At 50.7% G+C, this 21,995-nt stretch carries 17 protein-coding genes; 6 read left to right on the top strand and 11 right to left on the bottom strand.

The window, feature by feature from the left end; genetic code table 11:
- Positions 1–15 precede the first annotated feature (15 nt).
- Complete coding sequence (locus tag IEY24_RS02750) at positions 16–933, bottom strand: sugar phosphate isomerase/epimerase family protein (protein WP_188928401.1); 918 nt, start codon at positions 931–933, stop codon at positions 16–18.
- Positions 934–1,040: 107 nt separating this feature from the next.
- Between IEY24_RS02750 and IEY24_RS02745 the strand changes: the two genes are divergently transcribed.
- Positions 1,041–1,538, top strand: coding sequence for a VOC family protein (locus tag IEY24_RS02745; protein ID WP_188928399.1), 498 nt, complete (start codon positions 1,041–1,043; stop codon positions 1,536–1,538).
- Between the two features lies 1 nt (position 1,539).
- Here the strand turns inward: IEY24_RS02745 and IEY24_RS02740 are convergent, their stop codons facing one another.
- The 5 genes from IEY24_RS02740 to IEY24_RS02720 all read right to left on the bottom strand — a co-directional run bounded on the left by IEY24_RS02740 (position 1,540) and on the right by IEY24_RS02720 (position 7,494).
- Positions 1,540–2,691, bottom strand: coding sequence for a glycoside hydrolase family 5 protein (locus tag IEY24_RS02740; protein ID WP_188928397.1), 1,152 nt, complete (start codon positions 2,689–2,691; stop codon positions 1,540–1,542).
- 81 nt (positions 2,692–2,772) lie between these two features.
- The gene (locus tag IEY24_RS02735; protein WP_188928395.1) at positions 2,773–4,800 is read right to left on the bottom strand and encodes a M56 family metallopeptidase; all 2,028 of its coding nucleotides are present in this window, start codon (positions 4,798–4,800) and stop codon (positions 2,773–2,775) included.
- A gap of 30 nt (positions 4,801–4,830) precedes the next feature.
- A complete protein-coding gene (locus IEY24_RS02730) occupies positions 4,831–5,193 on the bottom strand; it encodes a BlaI/MecI/CopY family transcriptional regulator (protein ID WP_188928393.1) in 363 nt (120 codons plus the stop codon).
- A gap of 140 nt (positions 5,194–5,333) precedes the next feature.
- Positions 5,334–6,341 carry a sugar phosphate isomerase/epimerase family protein gene (locus IEY24_RS02725; RefSeq protein ID WP_188928391.1) on the bottom strand — a complete coding sequence of 336 codons (1,008 nt, stop codon included), beginning with the start codon at positions 6,339–6,341 and terminating at the stop codon, positions 5,334–5,336.
- Positions 6,342–6,369: 28 nt separating this feature from the next.
- Positions 6,370–7,494 (bottom strand): redoxin domain-containing protein, encoded by a 1,125-nt coding sequence (locus IEY24_RS02720; RefSeq protein WP_188928389.1) that lies wholly within the window; start codon positions 7,492–7,494, stop codon positions 6,370–6,372.
- A gap of 234 nt (positions 7,495–7,728) precedes the next feature.
- On the opposite strand from IEY24_RS02720, the gene IEY24_RS02715 reads away from it, so the two are divergent.
- The 3 genes from IEY24_RS02715 (at position 7,729) to IEY24_RS02705 (ending at position 9,099) form a co-directional block, all read left to right on the top strand.
- Positions 7,729–8,136: a VOC family protein gene (locus IEY24_RS02715; protein ID WP_188928387.1), complete on the top strand. Its 408-nt coding sequence runs from the start codon at positions 7,729–7,731 to the stop codon at positions 8,134–8,136.
- Positions 8,126–8,710 (top strand): YdeI/OmpD-associated family protein, encoded by a 585-nt coding sequence (locus IEY24_RS02710; protein WP_188928386.1) that lies wholly within the window; start codon positions 8,126–8,128, stop codon positions 8,708–8,710. The genes IEY24_RS02715 and IEY24_RS02710 overlap by 11 nt, the downstream gene beginning before the upstream one ends.
- 161 nt (positions 8,711–8,871) lie before the next feature.
- Positions 8,872–9,099, top strand: a complete 228-nt coding sequence (locus IEY24_RS02705; RefSeq protein WP_188928385.1) for a hypothetical protein — start codon at positions 8,872–8,874, stop codon at positions 9,097–9,099.
- Between the two features lie 107 nt (positions 9,100–9,206).
- Here the strand turns inward: IEY24_RS02705 and IEY24_RS02700 are convergent, their stop codons facing one another.
- Positions 9,207–13,052 carry a PVC-type heme-binding CxxCH protein gene (locus tag IEY24_RS02700; RefSeq protein WP_188928384.1) on the bottom strand — a complete coding sequence of 1,282 codons (3,846 nt, stop codon included), beginning with the start codon at positions 13,050–13,052 and terminating at the stop codon, positions 9,207–9,209.
- 181 nt (positions 13,053–13,233) lie between these two features.
- Between IEY24_RS02700 and IEY24_RS02695 the strand changes: the two genes are divergently transcribed.
- On the top strand, positions 13,234–14,121 hold the full coding sequence (locus IEY24_RS02695) for a hypothetical protein (RefSeq protein ID WP_229221238.1): 888 nt from the start codon (positions 13,234–13,236) through the stop codon (positions 14,119–14,121).
- A gap of 158 nt (positions 14,122–14,279) precedes the next feature.
- Here IEY24_RS02695 and IEY24_RS02690 read toward each other — a convergent pair whose 3' ends face one another.
- From IEY24_RS02690 to IEY24_RS02675, 4 genes are all read right to left on the bottom strand, one after another.
- Complete coding sequence (locus tag IEY24_RS02690) at positions 14,280–15,188, bottom strand: bestrophin family protein (protein ID WP_188928383.1); 909 nt, start codon at positions 15,186–15,188, stop codon at positions 14,280–14,282.
- Positions 15,189–15,238: 50 nt separating this feature from the next.
- Positions 15,239–15,691, bottom strand: coding sequence for a hypothetical protein (locus tag IEY24_RS02685; RefSeq protein WP_188928381.1), 453 nt, complete (start codon positions 15,689–15,691; stop codon positions 15,239–15,241).
- Positions 15,692–15,844: 153 nt separating this feature from the next.
- Complete coding sequence (locus IEY24_RS02680) at positions 15,845–17,206, bottom strand: HAMP domain-containing sensor histidine kinase (RefSeq protein ID WP_188928379.1); 1,362 nt, start codon at positions 17,204–17,206, stop codon at positions 15,845–15,847.
- Complete coding sequence (locus IEY24_RS02675; protein ID WP_188932091.1) at positions 17,190–17,888, bottom strand: response regulator transcription factor; 699 nt, start codon at positions 17,886–17,888, stop codon at positions 17,190–17,192. Before IEY24_RS02675 ends, IEY24_RS02680 begins: the two co-directional genes overlap by 17 nt.
- A 162-nt stretch (positions 17,889–18,050) precedes the next feature.
- Here IEY24_RS02675 and IEY24_RS02670 point away from each other — a divergent pair, with 162 nt between their 5' ends.
- On the top strand, positions 18,051–21,734 hold the full coding sequence (locus tag IEY24_RS02670; RefSeq protein WP_229221236.1) for a BamA/TamA family outer membrane protein: 3,684 nt from the start codon (positions 18,051–18,053) through the stop codon (positions 21,732–21,734).
- Positions 21,735–21,995 lie beyond the last annotated feature (261 nt).

Raw genomic sequence — 21,995 nt, 5'->3', positions numbered from 1 at the left:
CCGGCCCATGATGTGCTAGACTGCTGCCTCGACAATCTTCTTCATCTTGGTGAGGCTCGTTTTTGCTACCTCCAATGCATCCTGCGCCCAGTAGTCCTTGTTGAACACTTCAAACGACAGAATGATAGGCTTATCAGGGTTTTTAAGACTTTGTATTACGTTTTTCCATGGGGCAATACCATCGCCCACGTACACGCGGTCCGCATCTGTGATCGACTCGCGCGGAGGGGTTTTAGGATAATCGTTCACATGGAAAATCTCGATCAATGGCTTGCCCACATCCCGGATGGCCTCCATCCCCGAGCCGCCTTTATGCAAATGGTAGACATCCATCAGCAAGCGTGCCGACGGATGGCCCGATTCGACGGCGACATACAATATTTCTCCTACCCGGCTGAGGTTTTTGGAAAAACCCCAGAGTTCCAGATGTGGTACCACGCCGGTTTTATCTCCCAATTCAAGAATAGCCCGGTAGCGCTCGGCTACGCGCGCCAGATCCAGTGATGCACCCGTGGTGGCGCCCATGGGCGGTGCGGCAACGCGCGGGCAGCCGATGGCTGCCAGTTGCTCCATTTCACCTTTCAACTGGTCCAATGCTTTGGCACGAGCCGTTTCATCGTCGACGATCCAGGTTGCAAAACCGATCGCATCTTCAACTTTCAATCCGAGGTCGCCGATAATGCGCTTGGCTTCCTGCAAGGTACCACCGCCTTTGAGATAATCCTGCAAAGTGCTGATCCAGATTTCCACCGAGCCGTAACCAGCCTTTGCCGCTACTTCCAGCTCCTTGCGAAAGCCCAGCTTTTGACCGCGCAAAGTGCTCATGTTGAGGGAATAAATAAATGGCTGAACTTTGGCTTTGGCAGCTTCGGCGGGAACTATGCCTGCTGCACTTACGGCAGCGATCGAGGATAATGCTTCTCGGCGGTTCATTAATGTGTTCTGAATGGTTAACTGATTTAACTGTAAAGCCGCTTTCCGGAATTTTTTACCGCAAATCCATGTAAATTGATTGTTATACCAAATCGATTACACCTCCCATGGAAACAGATAACTATATCATACCAGCCCAGACAAAGATAGGTCACGTACACCTCAAAGTAGCCGACCTGGACCGCGCCATCGATTTCTATTGTGGTCTGCTAGGCTTTGAAATCACGACTCGCTACGGCACCCAGGCCGTCTTTATCTCCGCCGGGGGCTACCACCACCATATTGGCCTAAACACCTGGTATAGCAAAGGCGCACCTCCCGCATCCCCCCACGGTGTCGGCTTGTTTCACACGGCCATCCTCTACCCCACCCGAAAGGATTTGGCGGTTGCATTAAACCGTCTTGTAAAGGCCAATTACCCGCTGACCGGCGCCAGTGATCACGGTGTTTCCGAAGCACTATATCTTAACGATCCCGACGGCAACGGCGTCGAGCTCTACTGGGACCGCCCAAAGGATCAATGGGAATACTTGCCCGACGGCTCTATCGAGATGTATACCAGGAGTTTGAATTTACCCGGGTTATTGGCAGAGTTGAATAAGTAGGTCAATACTTCATCAACAACGTCAGCAACTTCCTATCCAGCTTGTGCCCGTGCCAATCTTCATAAACGACATCCTCGCGGCGGGAATCGAGCACGCCGAAGTCTCCGGCGAATTCCCATAGCGAGAAGCCGATGCCGTTGGACGAAAGAATATCAAGCACGTCGTTGAACCAGGCCAGGAAAACGTCGTGGGGCGTCTTGTTCCAGCAGCCGCATTCACCACAATGTACACCTACTCCTTTTCCGACCAGTTCGATCCAGGGTTTGTAGAACTTTTCGAGCATTGCCCGGCTCAGGTACTGGTCGCCCACTTGCCCCGGCCATTTCGGTTCAGGGGCATTATCGGGGTCTTTCATGGCCCACGGGGCCTTATAATGCGAGATAATACCCGGATGGTAACCGCGGCAGCTTTGCGCGATGTCCAGGTCGGCCAGCTCGGGGATCACGGAGGTGCCTACGTCGTTGCCATCGGCTATGATCAAATGCCCGGCGTTTTCCCTTCTGATCGCTTCCGAAGCGGCAATGGCCATTTTGCGGTAAACACCACCGGGAACTGACGACCGTCTCGAATGCTGGTCGTTCATATCGGCGCGCATGCTCGGCTCGTTAAGCAAATCGAAGCTGATGCGCCTCGACGAAGAGTTCTTATATCTTTTGGCCCACATATTCCAGTGAAAACAAAATGCGTCTAGCGCTTTCTGGTCGGTCCAGAGATTGTAGGGCTCGTTGAAACCCGCATTGACGCAGTAACCCGGCGCACGGTGCAGGTTCAGGCTTACGTGGATGTTATGCTTATGGGCAGCTGCCACCAGCTGATCGATACGGTCAACGGCCTGCTCGTCAATCTGATAAACCTCTTCCGGGGTGATGTTCCGGCTTCGGTCGAATTTCAGGTAAGCGGGGTAAGCGATAGGAATACGCACGAAATCGAAGCCCCAGTTGACCATCCATTTGAACTGCTCCTCCGTGGTGGCTTTACGGCCCTTAGCAGGGTCGGGCGAAAAGAAATCAAGAAGATTGAAACCCTTCCATTTAGGTAGTTTGTTCTGGGCGACCTGACCCGGGGCCGTTGCCGGTGGAACAGCAAAACCGGGAGCTAATGCGGCCCCGGCTACTGCTATGGATGTATTTTTAATGAATGTCCTGCGATACATGCCGTTCGAAAGTTATTCGTGGTAACTTCCTACAAAACGCAGACGGACCGTAGTTTTACTGATGGATGCCCGATGGCAAGTCTAGCGGGCTTTGGTCGAATAACCCGTTCTGCCGTTATAGTTGTAATACATTTCGGATTTCTCGCCTGCTTCGCCATGCAGGTATTTGGCTTTCAACTTTTGGTGCAGCTCGGCGGATTGTTTCACACCGTCGACGATCAGTTCGTCATCCCCAAGTTTGAATGACAGGTTATCCTTATCTTTCACCAATCCTGCGCTGGCCAGATCATCAATGACCGCGGCCTGTTTTTTCATGTAAACTTCCCGCTGCTTTTCGGCTAACTTACGCATTTCCTCAGCCTGTTTACGTTGTACTTCGGCCTGTGCCCGCTGCTGGCCGGCATGCTCACGCTGCTTTTCCGCATCCAGGCGCATTACCTCGGCCTGTTTGCGTATCCCCTCGGCGGCTTCACGTATTTTTTCTGCCTCCACCCGCATCTTGGCTGCCTCATCACGATTTGAATTGCTGTTAAGCCGCATTTGACTGGCATATTCGCGCTGCTTTTCTGCTTCCAGCCGCATCTGGCCGGCGTGCTCCCGCTGTTTCTCCGCATCCTGCCTTATTATGTCAGCCTGTTCACGTTGCTCGTCAGCGATTTTGCGCATTCGCTCTGCTTCTTCACGATGCTTCTCGGCCAGTTCGTGCTGGGCTCTCACCTCCTCCATGATCTTGTCGATTTCAGGCTGGTATTTCGCATAATCGCCCTCGGCAATCTCCTGATCGTCCACAAAGAGCGAGATGATCTTCCCGTTACGCTTGACAATTTCGTATTGCTTGTTGTTACGTGTGACATTATACGTACTGATTCCCTGCCGTGCCGAGTACAGGTTGGCAGAATGTATCTCCGTTTCGCCCGATCGCAGTTTCTTTTTCGGAAGTGTATCCGGCATCGGGATTACGAGATGGCGTTGTTCCCGTAAGGACAAGTTTCCGCTTTTTTCCGGCAAAGAAACGGCGGCTTCAGGGCGGTATTCCCTCATAGCGGGAATTTTCACATGTTTAACAGCCGTTTCCGGCGCTGTGGCTGCTGAAAGTGCGATTGCCGCCGCCAGGCTGAATGTTACAAATAGTTTTTCCATGGCATCAAGTGGTTTATTATTGTTATTGACAATGCGTTTGATTCTGTCGAGCAGATGGTTACGCTTTTTGGAAAAAGCCACTTCAAATGCCGGCCGCGACAAGTTGAACTCCTGAAAAGAGACGAGGGCGTGAATGAATGAGGTCTTACTCTGCATGACACTGATAGCCAGGTCATCGCAGCAATGCTCACGTTCTTCGCGGATCAGTTTGCAGATCCACCAGACCGCCGGGTTAAAGAAGAAGACATTTTCACAGAATATCTGCACAAGGTTAATTAGGTAATCGCGCCGGCGGATATGAGCCAGTTCGTGCAATAAAATGGCCTCCACCTGCGCTGCGGGAAGATTGGCCAGCATCCCGAGCGGTACTAGTACGACCGGTTTCAAAAAACCGATCACCATCGGCACAGCCACCTGCACCGATTCGCGTAATTCGACTTCCTGTCCGATCCGCATCCGTTCCGCGAGCTCGTAAAAGCGGACAATCCATTTCATTTCCGGTGTCGAAACCTGCTGCGCGACCCTTCGCAGGTATAGTAACCCGCTGGCCGCCAATAGGGATTTTACCGCAAAAATGACGAACCAAACAGCTACGATCAGCTGAGCATGTTCGCTGAAAAATGCCATTATCTGCATCATCCAATCACTTTCCGCAGCGGCGATAGCGGCGTTCTCTGTGTTTTGGAAAGCAGCGTGCATCACCCAATCTCTGGAAAGAACAACTGCCGACCCAGCACCTATATCCCGCATCATCAAATTGAATGTCAGCACCGTCCCCACGACAAAAAGCAACATTACCGATGCAAGCATATTGTACCTGAGTGCAGGCTTGCTCTTGCGGGTGCAAAGCAGAATGCCGCCGGCCACGATAGCGGCAACAAGACCCTGCCAGAGCGAGTGCATCAATGTGAGGCAAAGTGCGCGGACCCATTCATGGGCTGTGGGCTGATCGATGATATTCCAATTCATGGCTAACGGATATGAGCAGTTTGATAATTACTAATCCAGTTTTTTAAGAAAATCCCTGATCTCGCTAAGCTCCTCGGCGGAGGTATTCTTATTGCCGAAAAGCTGCATCACCAGGCTCGATGCCGAACCTTTGTACATCGAATCCACGAAACGTTCCAGCAATGCCGATTTCGTTTTGTCCTCCGGCTCGGCAGGGCTGTAAATATGCTTCATACTGCGCTCATCGCGAATCACAATGCCTTTTTCGGCCATGATTTGCATCAGTTTCAGCGTCGATGAGTATTGCACTGCGCGCTTCTCTTCATTGAGCTTGTCATTCACAAACCGCACCGTCGACGGGCCATGTTCCCATAGCACTTGCAGTATTTCCAGTTCTGATTTTGTAGGTTCCATCGGTAGTTTTTCAATCAACTCTTCAAAGGTAGGAAAAATTTCGTACGAAAAAATATTTATGTAAAATTTTCCTTGATTTAAAAATAAAACGGGTCGTGAAGCACAGCGCTACACGACCCGTTTTATTTGACTTATAAATACTATGCGCCCAACGCTTTCCGGGCAAACTCCACACATTTTGCGGTTTCCTTCAAGGCGTCCGAGCCCGCCGGAATCTCATATTCGAGCTCTATTGTGGCCGGGAACTTATATTTTTTCGCGCGCATCATTTCGAGTACCGCAACTATCGGCGTATCGCCCTGGCCCCATACCACGTTGGCCCCCCCGTGCTCCTTGTTCTTGCGGTCCTTCACGTGCATACTTACAATATGATCATGTTTCGCTTCAAGTAACGGGAACGGATCAAAGCCGGCCGCTACATAATGGCCCATATCGAAGTTCATCGCATTGTATTTCGACTGACTTAATGCAGTATCCCACCAGGTAGGCGTCTGTTGCGTGTGGCCATGGTAGCCGCAATAGACTTTGTTTTTAGCGGCAATCTCGCCAAGGCGCTTCGTCTGTGCCGGATCGTTGGGCAGCTCCACATTTGCCTGGTTAGCGCCCAGGGCTTTGGCCGCGCGGAATGCATAATCCACTTCGGCGTCGGTGCTGTTCGCATTCAATGCATTTGGTTTGAAACCGTAAATGCTCACACCAGCATCGTTGTACATTTTACGAAGCTGTACAAATTTGTCCATCGACACTTTCGCGCGCCATTCGGCCATTTTAGTTGCATACTCTTTCTGAACGGCCTTTTGCTCGTCCGTCATTTCCGGGCGCTTGCCATCCGGGCCTGGTGCCAGGTTCGGGCGCGGCGGCGCTTCGGGTGCACCGGCGAACGATTCGCCTGTGGGTCCCATAAGTTCGATTGCGCTGATATTGGTTTCAATACAGTATTTCAAAATATCCTCCGCGCTACCGGGCAGGCTCCGCCACGAATAGGTAATGGCCCCCACCTGCACCCCATTGAAAAGCGAATTGGGTTTGCCGAGCCTTTTGATATAAGCCGGCGCGCCGAAAATAGGTGTATGCGCCATCACAAAACCCGCCGCCGCAAGGGCCGATGCGCCCATAAATCGGCGTCTTGAAATGTCCAGGTCTTCCATAATGTCAGGTTAGTTGTTTGAATATGGGTTAGTAGTACCGTCCGATATACTTGTTCTCTACGATGAGCTTCTTCATTTTCGCGGGGTCGATCGGCCCTTGCTGCGAATAGACGATTTTGCCGCCCGGTTCCACAAGTATGGTATAGGGTAAAGCGCCCTGCCATTTCGAATCTACCGCTTCAATGAGCTTGTATTTGTCCTCGATATTGAAAATATAGTTTTTGTTGGAAGCAAACTTGCCTTGCAGGAATTTCAGCGCCTTGTCCTTCTTGTCGGGGTTATCCGCACTGATCGAAATAAATTCAAAATCACGGCGACGGTACATGTGGTGCATCACCATAAAATCGGGAAACTCCGTCACACACGGCCCGCACCAAGTCGCCCACACATTAATGAGCCGCAATTTGTCGGTTTTATTCTGGATCAGTTCTTTCAAACCCGCCTCATCGATCGTTTCCAATGTCACCGGCTCCTTTGCCCAGGCAGTTTGTTCTTTTTTCACATTATCCTCTTTCGCCGCCCACTTCATCGAGCAGCCGAAGGTTTTAGTGGCAGGTGCCGGCACCGGGTTTCCAGCCAGCAATGCTTCAATGGCATTTTTCGCGTCCAGGTTTTTCGGCGTACCCGTCGGCTTTTCTACGTCGTCGATGCGGCCGTTGTATTGCAGCTTCCTCGCTTTATCAAAAATAAAAATGTGTGGTGTAGCCACCGGTCCGTAAGCCAGAGCGATCTTTTGATCATCACCATCGTACAGATATGGGAAATTGTAAGCCATATCTTTTGCTCGAATCTTCATTTCATCATAAGTGTCGCTCATGTCGGTATAACCCAATTCGTCAAGCAGAATCGCTTTGGGATCATTGGATGAAATAGCGACAACCGCGACCTTTTTCGCCTTATAGTCTGAGGTCAGTTTTTTGATGCGCTCCTCATAGGCCTGAGCCGTGGGGCAATGGTTGCAGGTGAAGACAATCGCGAGGATGTCGGCATTAGCAAAGCTCTTTAAAGAATACCGCTTGCCGTCTACGCCCAGCAAATTAAAGTCAGGCGCCTGCGCTCCAATTTTCAAAGTCTCCGGCTGATCGGCAGCCAACGACCCGATTACGTTGGCACAGAAGACAATAACAAATATCAATTTACCAAATGCGCGCATAGTCCTGGTTTTTGGTTGAGTTATGAATTTAAACCAAAAGCAGGCACATTGCAATAAAATACTTTTTTTGTACTATTGAAATTTGGGCTCACTATTAAGGGAGTAAGGAGGATGGAGAAAAGAGAAGAGGATAAACTGGCAAGCTTTTTTCAACACCTCAAAACCTCCTGACATAAGGTTGTCACAACTTGCATCTAGCTTTGTATCAACTTCAAACCAAAAACCTTCACAAATATGGCCACGGCAACATCACTGAGAGGATTCGCAACCGTCAATTTTTATGCCACCGACCTGGATGCCGCCAAGAAATGGTACTCCGAAGTATTTGAAATACCTCCCTATTTCGAAAAACCGGGTTACATTGAATTCCGCGTAGGCGACTACGAGCATGAAATGGGCATTATCGACGCCAAATGGGCGCCTCCCGGGGCTACCGGCACCCCAGCAGGCGCGATCATTTACTGGCATGTCGACGATGTGGAAGGAGCTTACAAAAGGTTGCTGGATCTTGGCGCTACGGGTTATCAGCCGGTCATAACGCGGGGTGAGGGATTTGTGACAGCCTCAGTGGTGGATCCTTTCGGTAATATTTTGGGTGTGATGTACAATAAGCATTATCTGTCGATCATCAATGGAAACTAAAAACGGCATCGAGGCCATCCCAGCACCGAGCAATAAGGAATGGCGCGTGTGGCTGGCAAAAAACGGCACGAAGAAGGACGCCGTTTTTCTCATTATTTACCATAAGGATAGCCCCACACCGAGCATCGGATACAAGGAATCAATCGAGCACGCTTTATGCTATGGCTGGATCGACAGCAAGGCCATCAAGCGGGACGAGGAGAGTTTTTACCTCACTTTCACGAAGCGCAATCCCAAAAGCAAATGGAGCACCGTTAATAAGGAGCGCGCCGCACGGATGATAGCAGCGGGTCTCATGCGGCCCCAAGGCCAGGCAATGATTGACCTTGCGAGGGAAACGGGCGCCTGGGATTCGCTTGAAACGGCAGGCAATGCCGTGGTGCCCGACGATTTGCAAAAGGCATTTGATGCCAATCCTGCTGCATTTGAAAACTTCGGTAAATTCGCGCCTTCGTCTAAACGGCTGATCCTGGAATGGATTTTGAATGCCAAAAGGCCGGAAACGCGTCAGAGACGCATTACCCAATCCGTAGAAATGGCATCACGCAACGAACGCGCCAACCACCCGCGCTGAGCGCATGCATACATCCTAAGACCTGGCTCAGAGGGTTCGCGGCGGCACGCGATGGTTTCTGATCTTTGAAAGTTCGCCCTTTTGCGGAAACTTTTCACGGCGTCGATACCTTTGTTAGCAAGAATGCCCGCATTCTCTGACTAAACAACCCGATACCAACCATGTCTGCCCCGCAACTCACCGGCCTGCAAAAACGCGCCTCGAAATATGTTAACAAGGCTATTTCCTACCAGATACGGCCCGGGGAGGTTATTGAAGGGTATTTTTCAGGATTCGACCCTAATTCAATTGACCGGGCGGTGATACAAATGTCAAACGCCGCGGATAAGACAACGCTGCCGCTGATGACAGTTTTGAATTATTTTGAGGGGGTTGAGGACGAGGAGTAAATTCCCTGCCTCATGTATCGGCCTCCGTCCGATCCGAGAATTTCCGTCTTCGTTCCGGCCGGAGGCGTGCGAATAGCCGGCACGAAGCCGGAGCTTCGCGCCATAAGTTACTTCTTCGTCAACGGCACCTGTGCCGTAGTCCGCAAATACGCAATAAGCTCCGTCACCTCCTTCTCTGAGAGATTTTCCAGCAAGCCTGTCGGCATCATCGACGACGGCGTTACTTCGCGCGTTTGAATGTCCGATTTGTTAATCGAAACTGCATCCTGCCCTACAATCCGCAACGTCACTTGCCTGTCAGTTTCCTTGGTAACATTACCTACATAGGTACGCCCGTCGCGGGTGGTGATGACGACCATCTTGTAGTCGTCCTGAATTTCGCCGCTGGGGTCGAGGATGTTGCCAAGAAGGTAGTCGAGGTTGGCACGGTTGGAGCCGGTGAGTTCGGGGCCAATGATCCCACCTTCACCGTAGAGTTTGTGACATGGGGCGCATGTGCGCTGGAAAACGAGTCGGCCCTGGGTTTTACTGGCGTCGGCAACGGCCTTGTCCGTGAGTAGTGTACGGTATTTTCTATAAGTTTTTTCATCGAATGCGACGTGGTCGATCGGCCCCCACACTTCCACAAAGCCGCTGCCAACGACCCGGCGAAGCTGACGGGCGACGTATGTCGGGACATCTTTTTTAGGAATTACATTCTTCGAAATAGCCTGCGTAAGTAACCAGCCCGATTTCGGACGGGATGCCAGCGTTTGCACGGCTTCGGATTTTTCCGTGGCGCTGAATTTCGGATAGGCATCGATGAGCTGCTTTGCCAATGGCTCGCTGTCGTAACCGGCTACGGCACGAATCGCGTCGAGGCGCAATGCATTGTCGTTCAGCAATGCGGGGAGTTCTGTTGCAAGTTCAGGCCGCTGGCGGGCGGCGAGGGATTGCAGGGCCTTTTTACGCTCTGCCAATGCCGCAGATTTGTTTTTTAATGTCGCTAAGGCAGTTTTCGCGGATTCGGTGTCGCCGAAGTGGCGGCCCAGATCGGCGGCAAGCTGGACAGTGGGCTTATCGGCTTGTTTGAGTTTGGCGTAAACGACATTCCAATTTTCGGGTGTTTTGATGTCGGTACGACCTTCGAGGCCGTCGCGCATGCCTGTGAGAATATCAACGCGATTGGCTGTCGATTTGCCAAGGGTTGCTATCAGCGTATTGATTTGATCTGCATCCACCAATCTTCTCGCGATGAACTGGGTTACCATTGGTATTTTACTCCCCGCGGCCAGTTCCAACGCTTTGGAAGGATTATCTTTCACCAAAGGCTCAATGCCGAACCAGGCCATTTTGGGCAGATTATGGTCCTGTGCGTCCTCCGCGTGTGTGAGCAAGCCCTTTGAAATATTCCATGTTGCACTGGCGTCGAGGCGTTGCAGGGCCGAGGCCAGGTACAAACGTACGACGGGCGAAGGGTCATTGACCGCCATTTTTGCAAATTGATTGATTACGTCCGCGGCGGGCTGCGCATCTTCGCACAGGAACTGGATCGCCCAGGCGCGTACGTGAGCGTCCTGGTCAGATAAGGCCAGCTTCAATATCGTATCATCAAGATTATCGGTCACTTTAAGCGCCCACATGGCGCGGAGGCGGTTGTCGGAATTGTCTTTGGACTGATATAATGCGTTCAGTTTTTGCACCGCAACTGGCGATATTTTACCCGTGGAAGCCCGACTTTGCAAAATCACCCGGGCGCGGCGGGCATGCCACTCGCTCTTGCTGGTTTGCAATGCAGCGAGGTCTGCGTCAGGGAGTTTGTTCAGATCCTCGTAGCGGCCTTTCCAGTTTTCAGCCAGGGAGTTTTTGGGCATTACCCTGAAAATCCTGCCGGTCTCGGCGTTCAATACGTCCGAGCCGCAGATGTCGGCATCGTGCCAGTCGAGTATGTACATGCCTCCCTCCGGCCCTATTTCCATACTGAACCCAACCCATTGGGCGTTGTTGGCCATCAGAAAATCGTCGCCGTGCTTACCAGAGAAGCCTGAGCCCTTCGGTATTAGCTGGTCGGATAGAATGCCGTGCTCATGAATGTTGGCCATGAAAATTTTGCCGCGCTCAGAGACAGGGAACGCGTCCGAAAGATAAATGCGTGCGCCTCCATGCGCCGAGCGGTGGCTGTGATCGGCAATGGTTTTGATGTCGTTATACACATACGGATTGAAATGCTGCCCGCCCTGCCGGTGGTAAATACCGCCCGGTACCACGTGCCACAAATGCGGGATCACGCACGCAGTGATAAATAGCTGGCCTTTAGCGTCGTAATCAATACCCCAGGGATTACTAAAACCATGTGCGACTACTTCAAATTTGCGCTTCGTAGGATGGTATCGCCACACTCCACCATTAATATCGACGCCGTCTTCTACCTCGACATTCTCAGGAAATGCGTCGTTATGCCTGTACAGCTTACCTTTCCCAACCGGTTTTCCGACTTTGGAAGGCGTAGCAAAGCCCTGCAAGCCGTAAAGCCAACCGTCCGGCCCCCAATGGAAGCTGTTAAGTGTCTCATGCCGGTCACGGATGCCCCAGCCGGTAAGGCGGACTTCGATATCGTCTACATCGGCCTTGTCGTCGCCATTTTTATCAGGCACAAAAAGCAAATTAGGCGGTGCCCCAACGAACACCCCGCCAAAACCAACCGCCAGCGCAGCCGGAAATGCAATGCCTTCCATAAATACCTTCTTGCTATCGGCCACACCGTCATGATCGGTATCTTCGAGGATCAGAATGCGGCTGGTACCAGCGTTGGAAAAGCCTTTTCCACGTGATTCATAGTCCTTGTTCTCGGCGATCCACATCCGGCCCCGGTCGTCCCAGCAGAATGCCATTGGCTGGGTCATCATGGGCTCGGATGCAAATGCATTTACCTGATATCCATCCTTAACTGTCATGGCAGCAACAGCCTCCTGCGCACTCAGGAACTTGGCCTCCCTACCCTCCTTCTGCGCCAATGCCCACAGCGCCGTAGTATTATACTGGCCGGTGTTCCCAATGAACTCCCCAAATGTTTTATTTAACTCAACATCCTTAAAGTCGCCTGTGTAAACAACCAGTTCATGCTTAATGGTCTCGGTTTCTCCCTTTTTGATGTGCCAGTCTCCCTTGCGTGCACGCGCAGGTCCGGCGCCCAGCTGACCATCCACGCGCCAGGTTTGCGGGTAACCTTTGTTGGATGGGTGATCGAGAATGGCAATATGCGCAAGGTCATCTCGGTCTGCTACCTGCATACCAATATCTACCCACATAGCAGCCTGCCCTTCTGCCTTTTCATTCTTTTGGCGCGCAGCATTCACGACATCACCTTTAATGCCTTCTTTCCAAGGCATACGTACAAAAAGGCCGCCGTAATCATACTTGCCGATGGTTACGTCCGTTCTCGCCTCCCCGCTCCATTCCAGATCCAGGAGATATTTACCGTCTTTCACGCGCATCGACCAATTTTGTGTTTCGGTTAATACCGCTTTACCCGTTGAATCGAGCAGGTCGTAGACGGTCTGCCATTTTACTTCCTTGCCTTTCGCTTCAATCACGCTGGCGGACACTTTTTTCCAGTAGCCGTCACTCGGGTGGTGAAAGTAGTCGCGGCCATTGACGCGGGTATAACCCCAATAAATGCCTGTCTGGTGCTTGTGATGGCCCGGGCTGTACTCGGTAAGCACGCCTTTGCCATCCGGGGCGACGATCGGGTGCAAATAGGGACGAAAATCCGGTTTGGCATTTTGCGTCAAAATCGGCTTGACTTCGTTACCTCTAAAAATACTGATGGTTTCGCCTTGGGCATCCTGGACGGCGCGTAAGGGCGTATCAGCAGTATGGAGCGCTGCATATTCAGATTCAGGCTGTTTCAAATCATCTTCCAATCCAAACAATACAAAAACAAATAGCAGCGGTAGCAACCTGAGCAAGTTCATGGGCAGAAGTCCTTGGTTTTAGGATTAAATGCGGATGCAGTATGACCATCCCGATATGCGGAGATAAGTAAAAAGTGTCCGTGAATTACTCAAAATTTCATGTTCCTATCTGTTTACTTCTTTTTGATTGAAAGAAAATAGCTAACTTTAGGCTATTGCTACCTCCATCAATAGCCGCGCCATGACTTTCTTAAAACTCTTCATCCTCTTCGTGATGATCACCATGATGCAGCATCACGGGATCATTTACCGCACCGGCTCCAAGCGCACCGCGCGCCAACCACGCGAGGTCAGGGAAGACCGCATAAAACCAAAGCCCGTGAATATGCTGGGCACGTGGCGAATCTCCGGCGTGAGCACGACCAACCCCGGAGTCGTTGAGCCCGACGGCCGACCGGTGAGGCAATATGAGCCAGGCGGCAAGCATAATATGCTGATCTCATTCTTTCCCGACAGTACTTTCACCAGAGTAGGAACAGAGGGTGAATACGCAACAGGCAAATGGGATTTCGATACTTCGGCCCATACCATTTTCCTCACCTCAAACCGGAAAACCGAAGAAATCGGCGTGTTTTTCTCCTATGCCGACAATGGAATGCGGCTGATCAATTTCGAGTTTTCGCCGAATGAAAGCGTTTCACTGATCGAGTATGGTCACAAACTGTTGCGTTTTCAGGATGATCCCTATTTTGGAAAAAACAACTGGTGGCGTGTCAAGCCCGCGCGATCGGAAAGTGAGGCCCAAATCCGTGCCAGGTTGCTCAACTATCTGGCACATACCGCATCGATCCTCAGCAGTGCGCAGGTCAGGGAGCAGGATTATATCTCCATGGAATTTTCGCAGGGAATCGTGAAGCTTTACAATGTGGGTGTTGGAGTTGTCAAGAAAGAAAAAATACCGGTAACCTGGCTGAGTTCCTTCTACTCTACTGCGGAAGCACACAAGGCCTACCACATGTTTGAGGACTACCTCTTCACCGCGAAGCATAAGCAATACAAAACCGGCAACTGGGTGCGGGATGATCACCATATTCTGGTTGATATTCACAACGGCATGAAGCGAAAATAGCAGCGGTGCAAAAAGCGCCGCTGGCGCGAAGCTCCTGCTTCATGTATACGACTCGCAGGCCTCCGGCCGGTCGATACCGGGATAGCGATTATCCTGCGGTACCGGCCGGCCGGAGGCCTGCGAATAATGGGTGCGAAGCCCGAGCTTCGCACCAGCGTTTACAAAATATAAAACTTCTCGGGCTGAAAAGCCTGTGGCACATGCTGATCCCGCATCATCTGCTTTAAATCACGCTCGATATTCCGCGAGATCGACAGCACCGGCGTGTCGGTAGGCTTGTTTTCGAACGGGTCCTGCAAATGGATCGCCATTTTTTCGATCAGGAAGAAACATGCTGTAATCACCACGAGCACTGGCACCATCAGGAAACCAAAAAGCTGAACAAGCCCAAATGGCAGCAACAGGATGAAGAAATGTAATGCTAAATGAATGTAAAGGCTGTAAGTCGACGGAAAAACCGTGTTCTTAATCCGCTCCGACTTACCCATATGGTCGCAAAGGCGGGTTAGAGTTTGATCAAGCTCCACTTGCTGATAAGGGTTTAACCAGCCTTGTTTCAGCGCATTGTTCAGATCACGGGCATGTAACTGGATCAGGCCAACGTGTTTGTTATCATAGTCTTTCAGATATTCCAGTTCTTCCTCGGAAACAAACTTGCTGATCATTGGCATCGGATCGTCCCTGCGAAGGCCTTTACCCAACCCGTAACACCATGCGATTTGCCGCTTGATCATCCGTTTCTTAAAGCCATCAATGCGTCCCGGATCGAGTGGATCCTCCATCAATGAGAGAATCTGACGCGCAAAGGTGCGGGAGTCATTCACAATAGCGCCCCAGACGATCCGGGCTTCCCACCAGCGGTCGTAAGCCTGGTTGGAGCGAAACGCGAGAAGCAGCGAAATGATCGTCCCCAGCACGCTGTGCACTGTCATCGGGATTGAAATATTGGTAATATGAAAATTCTGATAGATGACCTCAATAGCGATACCATAGATCGTCACGAACAGGATTTCATATTTGATTTTGCCAAAAATATAGCGGATCGGGATATTCTTTTTGAGAAGCATAGTTCACTGATATTTACCTTTTTCACAATCTCATCGTTAATCAAAGTGCCTTACCGGTAGCTATCCGCCAGCGACGATGCACGGACCATATCGGCGTTGATCATCGTGTAACCTGTCTTTTTCAGCACCGGCAGGGCGTCCAGACTGCTCCTGGTCAGTTTGGGAATGCCGTATTGTTCGGAGTAGGCGATGAAATCGGTTTCATAGTATTCCAGGAAATTTTTCAGAAGCGCCAGCTTGTTACCATAGAAGAAGTCGATCTTGATGCTGGATATTTCAAGATAGGTTTCTTTCAGCATCTGACATTCCTGCCAGAATTCTTCCGGAATAAGCTCATATTCCTTCTCGCGGTAGGTCGAAAAGAGCAAATCCTGTATGTCGTCCGCCACGTGGAAAAGGTGTGTAAAAATCACGCGTACCTCATCGCGAATGTCTCTCACAATACCTTCGGCAATCTGGATGCCTTCATTTGTAAAGTCGGTAGGTATCACCACTGTCTTCATATAAATGCCGTCTTTTTAAGTTAACAAAGCGTTGATAATCAATTGACAATGCAATGTTACAGCCGAGACATTAGCCCTGTTTAAGAGCTGCATTATAATGTTGTGAGAGACTTATTAGAATGAAATAAGAATATTAAAATGAGGTAAGAGCTTCTAAAAATACTTGAAAGGCAGATAGGTTGTGAAGCGCGTTCCCTCACCCACACGGCTCTGTACGTCGGCCTTCCCCTGGTGCATGCGTATGATATTGTGAGTCAGTGGCAAACCAATGCCGTAACCTTTATATCTGGCCGTGTTGGAAGCCCTGAAAAACGGCACGAATATCTGCCCTATCTCACGGTCTGGGATGCCGATGCCCTGGTCGGTGATCTCGACAATCACATATTTGTTGTCGGCGCTGATCTTGACTTTCACTGGCTTGTTGTCTGAATACTTACAACTATTGAGCACAATATTGGAAAAGGCGGCTTTCAGCAGTGCAAGGTTCCCATTTACGGTGAGCTTGCATTCGTCTTCGGGCAGGTTATCAAAATCAATAGCCACCTGGTTATCGGGGATAATGCGGTCGGCAGCCTCTTTCACCGAAAGGATCAGCTCATCGATGCGGACCTCCTCCCATTGCTCTTTTTTACCGTCAAACCCAGTCTGCGCCAGGCTGAGCATACTGTTGGTCAGGTGTTCGAGTTTTTCGACTTCCTTATAAATGTTCATAAATGAATCGCGCGCCCCAGCCGGCAAGCCTTGCATAGACATCCCCAGCTCTGCTTCGCCGCTTACGATCGTCAGGGGGGTTCTAAACTCGTGGGAAGCATTGCTGACGAAATTATTCTGCATTTCAAAAGTCACTTCCAGCCTGTCCAGCATATCATTGAAAGTCCTTGAAAGTGCCTCCACATCGTCGTCCGTAGGCTCAACCACCAACCGCTGGTGCAGATTATGCGCGTTGATCCCCTTCACATTACGGATAATGCGACGAATCGGCTTGAAGATCTCGTTGGAAAACAATTTCCCAAATGTGAATACAAAAACCATCGCGATGAAAAATCCTACGAGCAACAGGTTTTTCAGATTACCCATTTCCTGCATTCCATACGTGTCCAGTGCCGACGACACGACCATCACTTTCTGGTTGTCACGCGCAATGCGGAGTACCACGTACGAGGTATCATGATTGAAAAACCTTACCGGGATATTGTTCCGGGCTGTTTCATAGAATGACGAAGGCAACGAAAGCCGTTTTCTGGTGGCTTCATCGGGTGGGTCGGGTAGGATGCGGTGTTTCTCGTGGGGAAGGCTCCCGAGGTGACGCTCTTTAATGTCGTAATAAATAGATGTGAGCGACTTATTCTTCTGCAAAGCCGCGTGCCCGACAATATCCGAACGCACTTCAAGGCGGTGAAAAAAACTCACAGATATGCTCTCCGACGCAAAAAAGTACACGAATACACTCAATGCCAGGATAATACCCGCACACAATGCAGTGAAAATCAGGGCAATCTTACTTTGTATCTTCATACGACTGACGGATCACGTACCCCATCCCGAAAACAGTGTGTATCAGCTTGATATCATGATTTTTATCGATCTTCTTACGGAGGTAATTGATGTAGACGTCCACCACGTTTGTGCCCAGATTAAAATTAATATCCCATACATTTTCAAGGATTTCCATTCTGTTTAACACGCGGTTGGTGTTGGAAAGCAGGTATTCTAAAAGGCGGAATTCAGTAGCTGTCAGCTCGATTGGCTGCCCTCCGCGTTTAACGGTCTTCGTTACCTTGTCGAGTATGAGGTCGCCCAGCGTCAGTACTTTATCGTTTTTCTCCTTTTCGGGCTCCTTGCCCCGGCGGATCAGCGACCGAAGCCGTGCTTCCAGTTCTGCCAGTTTGAATGGCTTGGTCATATAATCGTCGGCACCCGCATCCAGACCCGACACGATGTTTTCGGTCGTTCCGAGCGCGGTGAGCATCAGGATCGGCGTCGTAACCTGCGCTTGCCGGGCTCTTCGGCAAACCTCCATGCCATTAATGATAGGGATCATCAGATCGAGGATAATCACGTCAAATTCATGTTGCAAAACCATTTGCAGGCCCGATTGGCCGTCCATAGCAACCGTAATTTCATGGCCATTGGCTGTAAGGCTGCGCTGAATCAGTGATATTACGTTCGGCTCATCTTCAATGAGCAAGAGCTTCATGGGTAGCTTGGAAAACGGCATTGCAATAGAGATTTTAACCCGTAAGGTATAAAAAAACCGCATGGCAAGATATTTTTCCGCCATTTCCGTTGGTAGGGGCATTTCAATCTGTCGGGATTCCTGTTAAATTGTCGGTGTTTTCACACGCAACGTTCCCGAACCTTGGCTACACTTCTACTACGCCCCATTAACAGACTAATAGGCTGCGCACAACGCCAGGCATTATCCGTCATATTTGTCCTTTTGGTTGCTTGCAACCTTTTTGCCGGCGACTTTAAGGTAATACTCACAGGCAATACCGCAGACTTCAAAAACCCCGCAGACATTTTTCCTATTATGGAAAACTACCTCGCCACCAAACCCGGGCCGCTGCTTTGGGTTTTCAATGGTGACGTCTTTCCCGAGCAAATGACCATCGAGCAGGTAGCCCACTGGAAAAGGAAAGCCAATGCGTTGCTCGACCGTAATCCTGAACTGCATATGCTAATGAACCAGGGCGACCGTGAGTGGCTCAGTTCGGGAAAAGCAGGCTGGCAGCGGGTAGTCGCATTGGAAAAAGCGCTGGATCGGGAAAAGCATCCGCGTTTTCAAGTCTTCTTGGGTCACGGCTGCCCCGGCCCGTGGACGGTTTCCTTCCCGATGTTGGAAGTGGTGGTGATCAATTCGCAGTGGTGGAACCACCCGCACGAAAAACCCAAACCTTCTTCGGACGCATGCACCATTGCCGACACGGATAACTTCGTGGAAGAACTGGAAGGCATCCTCGACGAAACTACCGATAAAAATATCCTGCTGCTCTCTCATTTCCCGGTTGAATCGCTGGGGAATTATGGCGGAAGGTTTTCAGCAGCTTCCTACTTCTCCCCACCCCTGGTTGGAAACGCGTTGGTGGGTTTCCGGCAAAACATCGGTACCACGCGCGATATTTCGAATACCCGCTTGGGACCGTTGTTATACAAATTGAATGATGTATTAAAGGACTACGGCTCGGTAATCCTCGCTTCGGGGCAGGAGCGGAACCAGTCCGTGGTACAGAAAGACAACAATTTTTACATCAATAGCGGCGGAATTGCCGGTGGCGCCTTTACTGCGCACAGTAGCAAAGCCGCATTAGCCTCATCGGCAGCCGGTTTTGTGGAAGTAAGTTACTCCGACAATGGGCAGGTAAGCTATCGGCATTGGGCGGTTGATGGCAGTCAGGTTTCCAAAACGGAAACCGGCCAGCTCTTCGCATCGGCCTGTGAAGCTGCCGGTAGTGGCATTAAAAATACACTCTTTCAACCCTGCAATCCTGTGATCAGGCCCTCGGACAGAATGGACACGCCACGCCCTGAGCTGGTAACCGTTGCAGCCGGCAGCGAATACGCAAGCAAGCGTTTCAAGGAAAAATGGCTGGGAAAACATTACCGCGATTCGTGGACTGTACCTGTTAAAGTTCCCTATCTCGATATGGACACAACCTTTGGCGGTCTGGTAATTGCAGGAAAAGGCGGTGGCCGGCAGACTACCTCGCTTAAACTCGTTGCGGGCAATGGAAAAGAATATGTTTTCCGTTCGGTAGACAAGGACCCTTTCCGTGCGCTCGCATATGAGCTGCGCGGGACCATCGTTTCGCAGGTGCTCAAAGATCAGACCTCTACCCAGCAACCCTACGGCGCCATGGCCGTAGCCCCATTGCTCGACAAGATTGGTATTCTGCATGCGAATCCCCGTTTGTTTGTGTTGCCCAAAGATGCTAAGCTCGGGGCATTCAGGGATCAGTACGGTAACCTTTTCGGTATGCTCGAAGAGCGGCCTACCGACAAGATCGAAAAAACCAAAGTGTTTGCAGGCGCCAAAGACATCGAGAAGAGTTTTAAATTGTTTAATAAACTATACCACGACCACGACAACCGAGTAGACAAACACGAATTCGCGCGGGCACGCATGTTCGACCTCTGGATCGGTGATTGGAGCAAACACGAAGACAACTGGAAGTGGGCAGGATACAAAACAGCGGAAGGGGAGCTGTACCGCCCTATCCCGCGCGATCGCGACCATGCATTTTCGCGCTGGGACGGCATTATCCCGTGGCTCGCCGACCGGGAATGGGGTATGCCAAACGGGGAAAACTTCGCAGAACGCATCAGAGGCCTCCGCAGCCTCATGTGGCAAGCGCGCCACCTTGATCGCTTCGTAGGCAGTGAGCTAAGCAAGACTGATTGGCTGAATGCCGCCAAAGAGATCCAGGACGCCATTAAAGAACAGGACATTACCGCCGCTGTGCATAATATGCCTTCGGAAATCTATGAAAAGGATGGCCGTGAAATCGAGCAAAAGCTAAAAGCCCGCATCGGAGACCTTCAAAAATATGCTGCCGGATATTACACGCTGCTTGCCAGGGAAGTTGACGTTGTAGGCTCCAACAAAGCGGAATATTTTAAAGTAATGCGCGAAAATAATGGGCAGGTAAAGGTGTCTGTCTATGATGTTTCGAAACAAAGCCGGCAGGCCGACACTTCTAAAATCTATTACCAGCGCATTTTCGACCCTGCCGAAACCCGGGAGATCAGGCTGAATGGTCTGGGCGGCGATGATATTTTCGATATTCAGGGAAAATCGGAGCGATCGATTCTGATCCGGATCATCAGCGGCGGCGGCGATGATTACATTTCCGACCAATCCGATGTCCGAAGAGGCGGCAAACGGACGCTTGTTTATGAAAAAGACCCAAACCCAAGCCATGTGCTCGGTGCCGAGGCGCAGGAAATGAAACCGGTCGACGAGCGCTATTATGAATATGACCGCAATGCATTTAAATACAACACTTACCTGCCAGTGGCATTGCTTACTTACAACCCATTTACAGGGTTTGCCGTCCATGGCGGCATTACATTCACTCGCCAGCGCTTTGGTAAGCCCGATTTTGCCTCGAAACACTCGCTCAGCGCGTCGGTGAGTGTGAAAGGAAATTATGAGTTCGCCTACAACAATCAGTTCCGGCAATTACTGGGCAAATGGGACGGAATTTCTCAAATTGCGCTCTCACGACCGCTCAACTACAACTTCTTTTTCGGAGTAGGTAACAACACACCCAAAAACAACGATTTGCCGTCTAACTACTATCGCGCCCAATACAACTCGTTTGGCGTTTCTGCCGGCCTGCTCCGCCAGTTCTGGAAGCAAAGCAAAATTGAAGTGACGGCCAGCTACGAGCTCGATGAAGGCATTCAAAGGAGCAACAGCTACCTCTCCGACCACTCCGAAATTTTCGGCACCGAACAGTTGCATTTACTATTCGCGAAAGGCATTCTTAACCTCGATTTCCGCGACCGCACCGCATTACCCGAGCGTGGCTTCCGCATTCAACTGACCCAGCAGGCCGGCCACGTTTCACAATCCAGGAACGATCTGGCATCCATTTCAGAGGTTGAAATGGAGCAATACCTTTCGACACACAGCAAAAACCCGCTCACATTAGGCCTGCGCTTGGGAGGCGGCATAGCGAAAGGACAGCTGCCATTCTACAAACTATTCTCGCTCGGGCAGCTCAACGACCTGCGCGGATTCAAACGTAACCGCTTCACCGGCGAATCAAAAGGCTTTCTCAACACCGAACTACGTTGGCAGCTCACCGAAACCCGGAATACTTTCATCCCACTCAAAATGGGCGTGCGGGCATTTTATGACGTAGGAAGAGTTTGGGCCAAAAACGACCAGGACAGCGCAAACTACTGGCATCAGGGCTACGGCGGCGGGTTATACATCACCCCCTTCCGCGAGCAATTCGCATTCAACATCAGCGCGGGAACATCCAAAGAAGAATCCTTACTGCTGATGATCTCCATCGGAAGCTTTTTCAGATAGGATGGTGCAAAGCTCCGGCTTCGTCCCCGCTATTACTAGGCCTCCGGCCGACTAACGCTTCCGCTTCCGATTCTCCACATAATCCTTCACCGCCTCCCGTATAGTATACCCAAACATTCCCCTCCTTGTAAGCATCAATCTTCCCCTGCCGCGCCAACAGGCTCACATACGTATTTCTAATTTTTGATCCTATCCGATATTAAGCACCACAAAAAAAGGGAGAAAATTTTCCCCCTTTTTAAAACCATCAATCAATCTTAA

Source organism: Dyadobacter endophyticus (assembly GCF_014641595.1).
In the GTDB taxonomy this organism is placed as follows: domain Bacteria; phylum Bacteroidota; class Bacteroidia; order Cytophagales; family Spirosomataceae; genus Dyadobacter; species Dyadobacter endophyticus.
The sequence above is the reverse complement of the archived record's forward strand: the minus strand, read 5'-3'. Positions and strand labels throughout refer to the sequence as shown.